We start from the raw sequence: 12,759 nt of genomic DNA, 5'->3' as shown, positions 1-12,759 counted from the left end.
AGACTCGGACAGGTCATGTCGCGAGAATGCAAAATTGCGCCCCACATTACGCTGTCATCGCCCGGCTTGACCGGGCGACCCAGTACGCCGCGGCCCATCCCCTCAATCGCAACGCCCGCAATGACTGGGGCCTAATACGCGTCCTTCGCGTCGGCCTCTTCGCTGGTCTGCACCAGCTCGAGGCTCTTCTCCACCTTGCCGAGCAGGCGGCCGAGATCGCGGCGCTCCTGGGCGGACAGGCAGGTGAGGATCTCCTGCTCCTTGCGCAACAGGCGCGGGATCAACTCCTCATAGAGCATCTCGCCCTTCTTCGTCAGTTGCAAGCGGAATTCGCGGCGGTCGTCCTCGTTCTCGACGCGCTCGACCACTTCGCGCTCCATCAGCGCGGAGACCGCGCGGCTGATGGTCGATTTATGCGTGCGCGTGCAGTGCGCGATATATTGCGCGCTGCAGGCGCCGTTGCGGAAGCCCAGCGTCGCGAGCACGCGCCACTCCGGAATGTCGAGGCCGTAGCGCGCTTCATATTCGCTCGACAGCGCCGAAGAGACCTCGGCGGCGAGCCGGTTCAGACGGAACGGCACGAAGTGAAAGAGATCGAGCCGCTTTTTTCTCGGCCCGACCTCGTCGCGCAGATCGGCCTCGTCGGCAGGGCGCGACCGGGGCGGAGGTTGGCTTGCAGAGGTCCTGGCCAATAATTCCTCCAATTTGAGTTGACGGCGAGCCCGGCTGGGAGTTTAAGATAGTTGCAAGTGAGACTAATTTAGCAAGATCGCGCTCCGGTCGCAAGCTTGTCATACAAGATCAAAGCCTAATGCCGGCGGCTAAAAGGGAACATCCAGGGTCGCGCAATGGCACAAGCCAAATCGCCACAGGCCAAAACCCAGTTCGGCTATCGCCGCCATCCCGATCAGGATCGGACGGGCGCCAATCTGGCGGAGCATCCGGTCGTCGTGGTCGGCGCCGGGCCGGTGGGCCTGTCACTGGCGATCGACCTGGCCCAGCGCGGCCAGCGCGTGGTGCTGCTCGACGATGCCGACCGGATCGGCGAAGGCTCGCGCGCGATCTGCTTCTCGAAGCGCTCGCTGGAATTCTGGGATCGTCTCGGCGTCGGCGACCGCATGGTCGACAAGGGCGTGGTGTGGAGCGTCGGCAGGATTTTCCACGGCGACCAGCAGCTCTATCAGTTCAATTTGCTGCCCGAGGAAGGCCACAAGCGGCCGGCCTTCATCAACCTTCAGCAGTTCTACGCCGAGGCCTATCTGGTCGATCGCGTCGAGCGACTGCCTGAGATCGACCTGCGCTGGCGCAACAAGGTGATCGCGGCGGAGAGCCGCAACGATTCCGTGGCACTGACGATCGCAACGCCTGACGGCGCCTACCAGGTGCATGCGAGCTTCGTCGTCGCCTGCGACGGCGCCCGCTCATCGCTGCGGCAGATGGTCGGTGCGGATTTTGCCGGCCAGGTGTTCGAGGACCAATTCCTGATCGCCGACGTCAAGATGACCGCGGCGTTCCCGACCGAGCGCTGGTTCTGGTTCGATCCGCCGTTCCACGCCGGCCGATCGGCGCTGCTGCACCGGCAGCCGGACGACATCTGGCGGATCGATTTGCAGCTCGATCCGGATGCCGATCCCTCGGTGGAGAAGCAGCCCGAGAATGTGCGGCCGCGGATCGAACGCATGCTCGGGCATGACAAGTTCGAGTTCGAGTGGATCTCGCTCTACAAGTTCCAATGCCGGCGGATGGCCAAGTTTATCCACGGAAGAGTGATATTCGCCGGCGATTCCGCGCATCAGGTGTCGCCATTCGGCGCGCGCGGCGCCAATTCGGGGCTCGAGGATGCCGAGAACCTGGCTTGGAAGCTCGACCGCATCCTGCGCGGGCTCTCTCCGGCGGGCTTGCTGGAAAGCTATCATGTCGAGCGCAGCGCAGCGGCGGACGAGAACATCCGCGAATCGACGCGTTCGACCGACTTCATGGCGCCGGTGACGCCTCAGGAGGCGCGGCTGCGCCAGGCGGTGCTGTCGCTCGCCAAGGATACCGAGTTCGGCAAGCGCATGGTCAATGGCGGCCGGCTGTCGGTGCCTTCGGTCTATGACACGCCGCTGTCGACGGACGATCGCGACATTTGGCGCGGCGGCCCGCGGCCGGGTGCCTCGATGCTGGATGCGCCGGTGGCGGAGCGGGATGGCAGTTCCATTTATCTGACCGAGGCCTTCATCAAGCAGGGAGCGCGCTTCACGCTGCTGGAGTTTGGCAATGGCGCCGCGGCCGACGTGCCCGAGGGCGTGGGGGCGATCCGTATCGGCGGCGAGGATGGTCTGGTCGATGCGCAGGGCCTTGCCGGCAAGCGCTACGACGCCGAACCTGGCACCGCCTATCTGCTGCGGCCCGACGGCTACGTCGCGGCGCGCTTCCGCAAGGCGCAACGGCCGGCGCTGGATGCGGCGCTGTCGCGCGCATCCGGGCTGAATTGAGGTGTTGCCGATGGCGCTATCGACCAGCTCGAATTTCGCAAAGCCCGATGACGCCTTCCGCGCCATCGTCGAGGCGCATCACGGCTTGACTGAGGCGCAAAGCGCCGATCTCGACGCCGCGTTGGTCCTGGTGCTCGCCAATCATATCGGCGACATCGATGTGCTGCACGAGGCGATCGTGCTGGCAAAGCGACGCATGCTCGATGCGAGCCAGCAGCAGCAACAACAACAGCAACAATAACGAACAGGATTGAACTGATGGCCAAAGGTTTTGCTTCGACCACCGATATGGCGGAGAAAAAGATCACCTTCTCTGAGATAGGAACCGATCTCTACGCCTTCACCGCCGAGGGCGATCCCAACACCGCCGTGATCGTCGGCGACGACGGGTGCCTGGTGTTCGACGCGCAGGCGACGCCTGCGATGGCCAACAAGGTGATCGAGCGGGTGCGCAAGGTCACCGACAAGCCGATCAAATATGTCGTGCTGTCGCACTATCACGCAGTGCGCGTGCTCGGCGCCTCCGCCTATCACGCGCAGGGCATCGTCGCCTCGCAGGAAACCTATCGCTTGATCGAGGAGCGCGGCCAGCAGGATTGGGATTCCGAATATGGCCGCTTCCCGCGCCTGTTCCAGGACGCCCAAAGCATTCCCGGCCTGACCTGGCCGACGCTCGCCTTCGAAGGCGAGATGTCGATCTATCTCGGCAAGCGCGAGGTGCGGCTGATGCAGCTCGGTGCCGGCCACACCTCGGGCGATATCGTCGCCTGGGTGCCGGATGCCGAAGTGATGTTCTCCGGCGATCTCATCGAATACCACTCGGCCTGCTATTGCGGCGACGCGCATTTGCGCGAATGGCCGATGACGCTGAACGAGATCCGCGCCTTCAATCCGAAGGCGATCGCGCCGGGCCGCGGCGATGCGCTGACCGGCCTTGCCACCACGCGCGATGCGATCGCGATGACGCGAGATTTCGTTACCTCGCTCTATGGCGCAGCCGAGACGTCGGTCGCCAAGGGCCGCACGCTGAAGGAATCGATGGCCGCGACGCGCGAGGTGATGGATCCGAAATTCTCTGATTTCGCGATCTACGAGCACTGCCTGCCGTTCAACGTCTCGCGCGCCTATGACGAGGCGTCCGGGATTGATGACCCCGTGATCTGGACCGACAAGCGCGACCAGGAGATGTGGGCCGCCCTGCAAGGAGGAGGATAGTCATGAATATCAACACCTCGCCTGATCAACTCGTTCGCAGCACCGGGCAGCTGACGCCGGGCTACATGTCCGGCTTCGGCAACAGCTTTGAGACCGAGGCGTTATCGGGCGCGCTGCCGATGGGCCGCAACTCGCCGCAGCGCTGTGCCTACGGGCTCTATGCCGAACAATTGTCCGGCTCGCCGTTCACCGCGCCGCGCGGCACCAATGAGCGCTCCTGGCTGTACCGCATCCGTCCGTCGGTGCGGCATTCCGGCCGCTTCGCCAAGGCCGATGCCGGGCTGTGGCGCACCGCGCCGTGCCACGAATACGACATGCCGATCGCGCAATTGCGCTGGGACCCGGCGCCGATCCCGAAGGAGGACATGACTTTCCTGCAGGGCGTGCAGACCATGACCACGGCGGGAGATGCCAACACGCAAGCCGGCATGGCCGCGCACATCTATCTCATCACCAAGTCGATGGTGGATCAGCATTTCTACAATGCCGACGGCGAGATGATGTTCGTGCTGCAGCAGGGCAACGTCCGCTTCGTCACCGAGTTCGGCCGGATCGATGCCGAACCCGGCGAGATCGTGGTGATCCCGCGCGGCGTCAAATTCCGCGTCGAGATTCCGGCCGGACCGGCACGCGGCTATCTCTGCGAAAACTATGGCGGCGCCTTCACGCTGCCGGAGCGCGGCCCGATCGGCGCCAATTGCCTGGCCAATTCGCGCGACTTCCTGACGCCGGTGGCGAGTTACGAGGACAAGGACACGCCGACTGAGCTCTACGTCAAATGGGGCGGCTCGCTGTTCAAGACCACGCTGCCGCACTCGCCGATCGACGTGGTGGCCTGGCACGGCAATTACGCGCCGTACAAATACGATCTGCGCACCTTCTCGCCGGTTGGCGCGATTGCCTTCGACCATCCCGATCCGTCGATCTTCACGGTGCTGACCTCGCCGTCGGAGACCGCGGGCACCGCCAACATCGACTTCGTGATCTTCCCGGAGCGCTGGTTGGTCGCCGACAACACCTTCCGCCCGCCGTGGTACCACATGAACATCATGTCGGAGTTCATGGGCCTGATCTACGGCGTCTACGACGCCAAGCCGCAGGGTTTTGTGCCGGGCGGCATCAGTCTGCACAATTGCATGCTGCCGCATGGCCCCGACCGCGAAGCCTTTGAGCACGCCAGCAATAGCGAACTGAAGCCGGTGAAGCTGACCGGCACCATGGCCTTCATGTTCGAGACCCGCTACCCGCAGCGGGTGACCGAGCATGCCGCGACATCATCGACGCTGCAGGATGATTATTCCGACTGCTGGAAGGGTCTGGAGAAGAAGTTCGATCCGAACCGGCCGTAGCACTTACCCTCCCCTGGAGGGGGAGGGTCGCTTCACAGTGAGCGAAGCGAATGTGAAGCGGGGTGGGGTGATCTCTCCACTCGGGCACTGTCTCAACGGAGAGACTTTCACCCCACCCCGCCGCTCATTTCATTCGCGTCGACCCTCCCCCTCCAGGGGAGGGTGAAAAACATCAGCCGTTGCACCTGATTGCAGACCGGGAAATCCTATGCCCCACCCCAACGACCCCAAACTCCGCTCCTTCATCGACGTCGCGCCGACCTCCGACTTCCCGATCCAGAACCTCCCCTACGGCGTGTTCTCGTCCAAGGATGGTCTGCCTCCGCGCGTCGGGGTCGCGATCGGCGACTATGTGCTCGACCTTTGGGAGCTCGAGCAGGACTCGCGGCTCGATGTCGAGCCGCTCGGCGTGTTCTCGCAGCCGTCGCTCAATCCGTTCATGGCGCTTGGGCCGAAGGTATGGTCGTCGACGCGGGCGCGGATCAGCGAGCTGCTGCGCTCCGATCATCCGGAGCTGCGCGACAACAGGGAATTGCGGGCGCGGGCGTTGGTGCCGATGGCGGATGCGACGCTGCATATGCCGTTCGCGGTCGCCGGCTACACGGATTTCTATTCGTCGAAAGAACACGCCACCAATGTCGGCGTCATGTTCCGCGGCAAGGACAATGCGCTGCAGCCGAACTGGCTGCACATGCCGATCGGCTATAACGGCCGTGCTTCGACTGTCGTGGTAAGTGGCACGAAGGTGCGGCGGCCGCGCGGACAGTTGAAGCCGCCAACCGCTGAAGTGCCGAGCTTCGGCCCGTGCAAGCGACTCGATTTCGAGTTGGAGATGGGTGTCGTGGTTGGCCAGCCATCAGCGATGGGCGAGATGCTGACCGAAGCGCAGGCCGAGGCGATGATCTTCGGCTTCGTCATCCTCAACGACTGGAGCGCGCGCGATATCCAGCAATGGGAATATGTGCCGCTCGGGCCGTTCCAGGCCAAGGCGTTCGGAACCTCGATCAGTCCGTGGGTGGTGACGCGCGAGGCGCTGGAGCCGTTCCGGATGCACGGCCCGGCGCAAGAGCCGGAGCCGTTGGCCTATCTGAAGCAGGCGCGGCCGAACAACTATGATCTCGCGCTCGATGTTGCCTTGCGTGGCGGCGCGATGAACGAGGCGAAGACGATCAGCAGCACCAATTTCAAATACATGTACTGGTCGTCCGTGCAGCAGCTCGTGCATCATGCGTCGAGTGGGTGCGCGATGAATGTCGGCGACCTCCTGGGCAGCGGCACGATCTCCGGTCCGGAAAAGCACCAGCGCGGTAGCCTGTTGGAAATCAGCTGGAACGGCATCGAGCCGGTCGATCTCTCAAGCGGCGTCAAGCGCACCTTCCTCGAAGACGGCGATTCCCTCGTGATGCGAGGCTGGTGCCAGGGCGACGGCTACAGGGTCGGGTTTGGCGATGTCGAGGGGACGATTGTCGCGGCGGAGTAAGACACGCCGTCATTCCGGGGCGATGCGCAGCATCGAACTATGGTGCGCACTTGCGCACCTGAGAATCTCGAGATTCCCCGATGAGCAATTGCGCATCTGAGGTCTGGTCCTTCGGACCATCCCGGAATGACAGGTCGGCCTCACCGCTCTTCCGGCCGCACATCCCGCAGCCGCGCCGAATGCGCTGCGCAGTCCTCGAGGCTGTATTTCAGATGCACCCGCTTGTCCGATGGCGGCTGCTTCACCGCGCACACACCGGGCCGCCACTCCTTGGCGGGCCGGATCGGCCGTGGCGCAAAACCGCCGCCGCAGTTCGGGCAGACATTGCCGAGCTTGGTCTCGGCGCAGTCAGCGCAGAACGTGCACTCATACGAGCAGATCCGCGCCTCCACAGCGCTTGGCGGCAGATCCTTGTCGCAATATTCGCAGTTCGGTCGCAGCTGCAATGCCATGGTCGTCGCTCTTGCCGGATGTTGAAGGGATGATCGCAAATCACCTTGCGGACGCGAATGGCGTATTTCCCTCGATTTGCGCCACCCTAACCCTGCAGCACCTTCAGCGGCAGCTTCGAACTTTCCTTCAGCCGGTCGAGCACGATCGACGAGCGCACGTGGGCGACGCTCTGATGCGGCATCAGGACGTTGTTGATGATGTCGGACAGGCTCTTCAGGTCGCGTAGCATCACCTTGAGGAGGTAATCGGCATCGCCGGTCAGCGCGTAGGCCTCCTGGATGTCATCGACGCGGTTGACCAGCTCGCGAAACCGCTTCGCATTGTCGGGCGAATGGGTCGCCAGCGTGATGTGGATGAAGGCGATCAGGCCGAAGCCCAGCGCTTCGCCGGCGAGATCGGCGTGGTAGCCGGCGATGACATTGTCCTCCTCGAGCCGCATCCGGCGGCGCGAGCATTGCGAGGCTGACAGCCCAACGAGGTCGGCCAGCTGCTGGTTGGTCAGCCGGCCGTCGTCCTGCAGCGCGGCCAGCATCTTGAGGTCGAAGGTGTCGACGTCGATCATGCGTTAAATGCCCGTTCTATGCACAAATCGTGCGCCATTGTAGCGAATGTCGAGCCATTTTGCACGCACGTTGCGCAGCAAATGCCGGAAACTCCTCTCCAGCCAAATCAGGGAGAGTCCGTCATGGGTCCGTTTCCGCACGATGCGCCGCCGGCAGAGATCACGACCGACAACCCGATGGGCACCGACGGGTTCGAGTTCGTCGAATATGCCCACCCCAACCCGGCCGAGCTGCACGCCCTGTTCAAGCTGATGGGCTTTGTCCCGGTCGCCCGCCACAAGACAAAGGCGATTACGGTCTACCGCCAAGGCGACATTAATTATCTCGTCAACGAGGCGCCCGGCACCCACGGCTTCGACTTCGTTGCCGCGCATGGCCCGTGCGCGCCGTCGATGGCGTTCCGCGTGGTCGATGCCAAACAAGCGTACGAGCGCGCGATCTCGCTCGGTGCCGAGCGAGCGGATGTTTCGCCTGCGCAAAAGTCGCTCGATGTCCCCGCGATCAAGGGCATCGGTGGCAGCCTGCTGTATTTCGTCGATCGCTACGGCGCCAAGGGCTCGGCCTATGACGCCGAGTACGAATGGCTCGGTGCGGCGAACCCGCGGCCCGCGGGCTCGGGGCTCTATTACGTCGACCACCTCACCCACAACGTCCATCGCGGCCGCATGGATGTCTGGACCGGCTTCTATTCAAAGCTGTTCAACTTCCGTCAGATCCGCTTCTTCGACATCGAGGGCCGCGCGTCCGGCCTGTTCTCGCGCGCGCTGACCAGCCCGGACGGCAAGATCCGGATTCCGATCAACGAGGACGCCGGCGATGCCGGGCAGATCGAGGAATATCTCAACATCTATCGCGGCGAGGGCATCCAGCATATCGCCTGCGGCGCCCGCGACGTCTATGCGACGGTCGAGACGCTACGCGCGGCCGGACTACCTTTCATGCCGTCGCCGCCCATCACCTATTTCGAGAAGATCGATGCGCGGTTGCCCAAGCACGGCGAGGACGTAGCGCGGCTGCAGCGGGACGGCATTTTGATCGACGGCGAGGGTGTGGTCGAGGGCGGCCAGACCAAGGTGCTGCTGCAGATATTTTCGGCGAATGCGATCGGGCCGATCTTCTTCGAGTTCATCCAGCGCAAGGGCGACGACGGATTCGGCGAAGGCAATTTCAAGGCGCTGTTCGAATCGATCGAGGAAGACCAGATCCGCCGCGGCGTGCTGAAGGTCGATGATGCGGCGTAGAGCATGATCCGGAAAAGTGTGTAGCGGTTTTGCTCAAATAAAAAAATAGAGCGGGTGGGGTTACGCCCCCACCGCCAGTTCGGTGTGCACCAGCTTCACCCAATAGGCCGCGCCGAGCGCGAGGATGTCGTCGTTGAAATCATAGCCGGGCGTATGGACGTTGTGGAATGAGCCGTCGGAAGCGACGCCGTTGCCGATGATGATGAAGCCGCCCGGCTTTGCTTCCAGCATGAAGGAGAAATCCTCCGAGCCGGTCACGGCCGGAACATTGCCGTCCACCTGCGCGGCGCCGACCAGCTCGGACGCGGCGGCGACTGAGATGTCGGTCTGCTCGGCATGGGTGATGAGGGGCGGATAGCGGCGATTGTAGATCACCTCGGCGGTGCAGCCGAACGCCGCGGCCTGGGCATGCGCCAGCGCCGTCAGGCGCGTTTCCATGAGGTCCCGGATGCGTGGCTTGTAGGAACGCGCAGTGCCGGTGATCGTGACCTTCGAGGGAATAATGTTGGGTGAGCCGGGATCGCCGCCCATGATCGAGCCGACGCTGACGACGGCGGTCTCGATCGCCGGCACGTTGCGGCTGACGATGGTCTGGACGGCCATGATGAACTGCGCGGTCGGCAGCGTAGCGTCGGTTGCCAGATGCGCGCCGGCGCCGCCATGGCCGCCGGTGCCGAGGAAGCTCACTTCCCAGCTGTCGCTCGCTGCAAGGAATGGCCCGGTGCGGGTGCCGAAATGACCGACCGGCACGCCGGGGAAATTGTGCATGCCGTAGACGGCATCGACCGGGAATTTCTCGAACAGCCCTTCCTCGACCATCTTCTTGCCGCCGCCGAGACCTTCCTCCGCCGGCTGGAAGATGAAGTTCACCGTGCCGCCAAAATCGGGATTCTCAGACAGATAGCGCGCGGCGCCGAGCAGCATGGCGGTATGGCCGTCATGGCCGCAGGCGTGCATCTTGCCCGGCACGGTCGAGCCATAGTCGCGCCCCGGCACCTCCTGGATATGCAGGGCGTCGAGGTCGGCGCGCAGGCCAACGGCGCGCTGACCGGGCAGCCGGCCCTTCAAGGTCCCGACCACGCCGGTCTTGGCGATCCCCTCGGTCACATCGATGCCGAATGCTCGCAGCTTTTCGGCGACCAGGGCGGCGGTCCGGGTTTCCTCGAACCCGACTTCAGGGTTGCGATGGATCTGATGGCGGATGTCGATCATCTCCGCCTCATGCGCCCGAAGCGCGGTTACCAGGGAATGCTCGGTCATTGCGGGGTCTCCTGCTGCGGCCGTTAGCTGGACGCGCCGGCCAGCGCTGCCGCCGGCTTGGCTTCCTGAGGTTCGCTGCTTCGCATCTCCGGCACGCGGATCGCCAGCGTCGCCAGCGCGCTGAGGACGCTCATGATGATCACGTACCACACCCATGACAGCTTATCGCCGGTGGCCGCGATGATCCAGGTGAACACGATTTGTGCGGTGCCACCGAAAATCGTGACGCCCAGCGCGTAAGCGATCGAAAGCCCGCTGGTCCGCACCGCGGATGGGAAGATCATCGGAATGAGGATGATGCCGGCCCCGGACGACATGGCATGGATCGCCATCAACGAGGCAGCCACAATCAGGAGAACCAGCGGCGAGCCGGATGAAATCACGAGATGCAATGCCGGGTAAAGCAGCAGCGTGACGATCAGGCGCGGGATCACGGCGATCACTTTCACACCATATTTGTCCGCGAGCGCGCCGCCGACCAGCGAGAAGATCATTCCGCTGACCGCGATGGCGAGGCTCGCAGCCATCGACCAGCTCTGGTCGTAGTGCAGGGTGTTGATGGCGTAGGTGGCCGTATAGAGGAAGAAGTACTGCGTGATGGTCGCGCCTGATATCAGCAGGATGCAGAGCAGGATCTTCTGCCAATGGTTCGCCAGCACGTCGGACAGCACGCCGCCCATGCTGCCATGGGCTTCCTCGGCGTCCATTGTCTCGTCGAGGTTGCGGCGGATGTAGTAGCCGACTGGCGCGATCAGGATGCCGAGCAGGAACGGCACCCGCCAGCCCCAGCTGTCGGTGGCGCCGGGCGTGATCAGCAGCGCCAGCAACAGCCCGACCAAAGCCGAGATCACGCTTCCCATGTTCTGACTGGCCAGCTGCCAGCTGCCGAAGAAGGCTTTGCGATGCGGCGGCGCGCTTTCCAGCAGATAGGTGGTCGCCGGCCCCATCTCGCCGCCGGCCGAGAAGCCCTGCAGCAGTCGCGCGAACACCAGCAGAATGGGCGCGAGCACGCCGATCTGCTCATAGGTCGGCAACAATCCAATCATGCCGCTGCCAAGCGCCATCAGCCAGATGGTCAGGGTCATTGCGGGCCGCCGGCCGAAACGGTCGGCATAGGCGCCGATCAGAATGCCGCCGAGCGGCCGGACGACGAATCCGACGCCGAAGGTTGCCACCGCAAGCAGCAGACTGGTGCTCGGATTGGCAGCAGGAAAGAACGCCTTGGCGAGCCAGGTGGCAAAGGCCGCGTAGACCGTGAAGTCGTAGAACTCGAGCGCATTGCCCAGGATCGCCGCGCCGACGCGCATGGTCTGCGAAGGAGGCGGCCGATCGTTTGGCATACGGTTTATTGGTATACTATTCACAAGGCGTCCCCGCGTCATTTGATCGGCGACAACAAGCAAGAGACGCGCCGCAATGCAATGGCCTTCGCGCCGGCTTGGGATGACCGGTGTCGCCGGGCGCCTGCTGATCTAGCCGCCAGGCGCTGTGGAGCTCACCGTGTTTCCCACGCGCTCGTTACGTCGCCAATATCAGCCAACTCGGGTTCGCGGATTGCCGATGGCGTGCGCGAGAACCGCGGCGCGGGCGCGGGCTGGGTCACGCCGTGGCGCTCGACGAACACCTTGCGCGCGGCCATGTGCGGATGCTTCGGCGCCTCCGCCATGGTCAGGATCGGCGCGAAGCAGATGTCGCTGCCTTCCATGATCTTGCACCAGTCCTCGCGGGTCTTGTTCTTGAACACCTTGGTGAGCTTCTCCTTCAGCGCCGGCCACGCCTTGCGATCCATCTGCGCGTCGAAATCGGCATCGGTGAGATCAGCGTGCTTGCGCAGCAGCGCGTAGAATTGCGGCTCGATCGAGCCGATCGAGATGAAGTGGCCACACGAGCATTCATAGACGCCGTAGAAATGCGCGCCGCCGTCGAGGAAATTCTGGTCGCGGCCTTCGCTCCAGCGACCCTGCGCGCTCATGTCGAAGAACATCGACATCAGCGACGCCGCGCCGTCGCACATCGCGGTGTCGACCACCTGGCCCTTGCCGGACTTTTGCGCTTCCAGCAGTGCGGCGAGCACGCCAACCACGAGATAGAGCGCGCCGCCACCGAAATCGCCGACCAGATTGAGCGGTGGCACCGGCTTCTCCTTGGTGCCGATCGCAGCCAGTGCGCCGGTGATCGAGATGTAGTTGATGTCGTGGCCGGCGGCGTTCGCCAGTGGTCCGTCCTGGCCCCAGCCGGTCATCCGGCCATAAACCAGTTTTGGATTACGCGCGGAAACGACATCCGGGCCGAGCCCGAGGCGTTCCATGACGCCGGGACGAAAGCCTTCGATCAGTGCGTCGGCATTGGCCAGCAGGTCGAGCACCTCCGCGATCGCGGCCTTGTTCTTCAGGTCGAGCTCGATGACCTTGCGGCCACGCGTCGCCACCGCCTTCAAATTCTTGCCGGCGCCGACGCGGTCGAGAGTCACGACTTCCGCGCCCATGTCGGCGAGCAGCATGCAGGCGAACGGGCCGGGTCCGATGCCGGCGAATTCCACGATGCGGAAGCCGACGAGCGGGCCGGAGGCGCGGACGGCGGTTTGCGAGGCTGGTTTATCGAGCACGTTGTTGGTCCATTCCTGGTGGGAGTAGAGCTGCTGACGTCTTGCGGCTGGGGCGATCCATGCGTTCTCCCGGACCGTCCGCCTGACGGTATTTTTAATTAGCTGATTAGCTAAAT

12 protein-coding genes are annotated in these 12,759 nt (G+C 63.7%); 6 read left to right on the top strand and 6 right to left on the bottom strand.

Annotated elements, in window-relative coordinates:
• Positions 1 to 131 precede the first annotated feature (131 nt).
• A complete protein-coding gene (locus tag UP10_RS28925) occupies positions 132 to 692 on the bottom strand; it encodes a MarR family winged helix-turn-helix transcriptional regulator (protein ID WP_082077299.1) in 561 nt (186 codons plus the stop codon).
• 156 nt (positions 693 to 848) lie between these two features.
• Here UP10_RS28925 and UP10_RS28920 point away from each other — a divergent pair, with 156 nt between their 5' ends.
• The 5 genes from UP10_RS28920 to fahA all read left to right on the top strand — a co-directional run bounded on the left by UP10_RS28920 (position 849) and on the right by fahA (position 6,521).
• The gene (locus tag UP10_RS28920) at positions 849 to 2,477 is read left to right on the top strand and encodes an FAD-dependent oxidoreductase (RefSeq protein WP_044590609.1); all 1,629 of its coding nucleotides are present in this window, start codon (positions 849 to 851) and stop codon (positions 2,475 to 2,477) included.
• Between the two features lie 10 nt (positions 2,478 to 2,487).
• Complete coding sequence (locus UP10_RS28915; protein WP_044590643.1) at positions 2,488 to 2,718, top strand: DUF2783 domain-containing protein; 231 nt, start codon at positions 2,488 to 2,490, stop codon at positions 2,716 to 2,718.
• A gap of 17 nt (positions 2,719 to 2,735) precedes the next feature.
• Complete coding sequence (locus UP10_RS28910) at positions 2,736 to 3,692, top strand: MBL fold metallo-hydrolase (protein ID WP_044590608.1); 957 nt, start codon at positions 2,736 to 2,738, stop codon at positions 3,690 to 3,692.
• Positions 3,693 to 3,694: 2 nt separating this feature from the next.
• Positions 3,695 to 5,041 carry a homogentisate 1,2-dioxygenase gene (hmgA, locus tag UP10_RS28905; RefSeq protein ID WP_044590607.1) on the top strand — a complete coding sequence of 449 codons (1,347 nt, stop codon included), beginning with the start codon at positions 3,695 to 3,697 and terminating at the stop codon, positions 5,039 to 5,041.
• 208 nt (positions 5,042 to 5,249) lie between these two features.
• Positions 5,250 to 6,521, top strand: coding sequence for a fumarylacetoacetase (gene fahA / locus UP10_RS28900; RefSeq protein WP_044590606.1), 1,272 nt, complete (start codon positions 5,250 to 5,252; stop codon positions 6,519 to 6,521).
• Positions 6,522 to 6,661: 140 nt separating this feature from the next.
• Here the strand turns inward: fahA and UP10_RS28895 are convergent, their stop codons facing one another.
• Together UP10_RS28895 and UP10_RS28890 are read right to left on the bottom strand one after the other, a co-directional pair.
• Positions 6,662 to 6,973: a DUF1272 domain-containing protein gene (locus UP10_RS28895; RefSeq protein ID WP_044590605.1), complete on the bottom strand. Its 312-nt coding sequence runs from the start codon at positions 6,971 to 6,973 to the stop codon at positions 6,662 to 6,664.
• Between the two features lie 86 nt (positions 6,974 to 7,059).
• A complete protein-coding gene (locus tag UP10_RS28890) occupies positions 7,060 to 7,536 on the bottom strand; it encodes an Lrp/AsnC family transcriptional regulator (protein WP_044590604.1) in 477 nt (158 codons plus the stop codon).
• 123 nt (positions 7,537 to 7,659) lie between these two features.
• On the opposite strand from UP10_RS28890, the gene hppD reads away from it, so the two are divergent.
• Positions 7,660 to 8,778, top strand: a complete 1,119-nt coding sequence (gene hppD / locus UP10_RS28885; RefSeq protein WP_044590603.1) for a 4-hydroxyphenylpyruvate dioxygenase — start codon at positions 7,660 to 7,662, stop codon at positions 8,776 to 8,778.
• Between the two features lie 60 nt (positions 8,779 to 8,838).
• Here hppD and UP10_RS28880 read toward each other — a convergent pair whose 3' ends face one another.
• From UP10_RS28880 to UP10_RS28870, 3 genes are all read right to left on the bottom strand, one after another.
• A complete protein-coding gene (locus tag UP10_RS28880; protein ID WP_044590602.1) occupies positions 8,839 to 10,038 on the bottom strand; it encodes a M20 aminoacylase family protein in 1,200 nt (399 codons plus the stop codon).
• Positions 10,039 to 10,061: 23 nt separating this feature from the next.
• Positions 10,062 to 11,378 (bottom strand): MFS transporter, encoded by a 1,317-nt coding sequence (locus UP10_RS28875; protein WP_044590601.1) that lies wholly within the window; start codon positions 11,376 to 11,378, stop codon positions 10,062 to 10,064.
• 155 nt (positions 11,379 to 11,533) lie between these two features.
• Entirely contained in the window at positions 11,534 to 12,643 is a 1,110-nt protein-coding gene (locus UP10_RS28870; protein ID WP_044590600.1) for a CaiB/BaiF CoA transferase family protein, read from the bottom strand.
• Positions 12,644 to 12,759: the final 116 nt, after the last annotated feature.

The sequence above is a fragment of the Bradyrhizobium sp. LTSPM299 genome, from assembly GCF_000938235.1.
GTDB lineage: Bacteria > Pseudomonadota > Alphaproteobacteria > Rhizobiales > Xanthobacteraceae > Bradyrhizobium.
The sequence above is the reverse complement of the archived record's forward strand: the minus strand, read 5'-3'. Positions and strand labels throughout refer to the sequence as shown.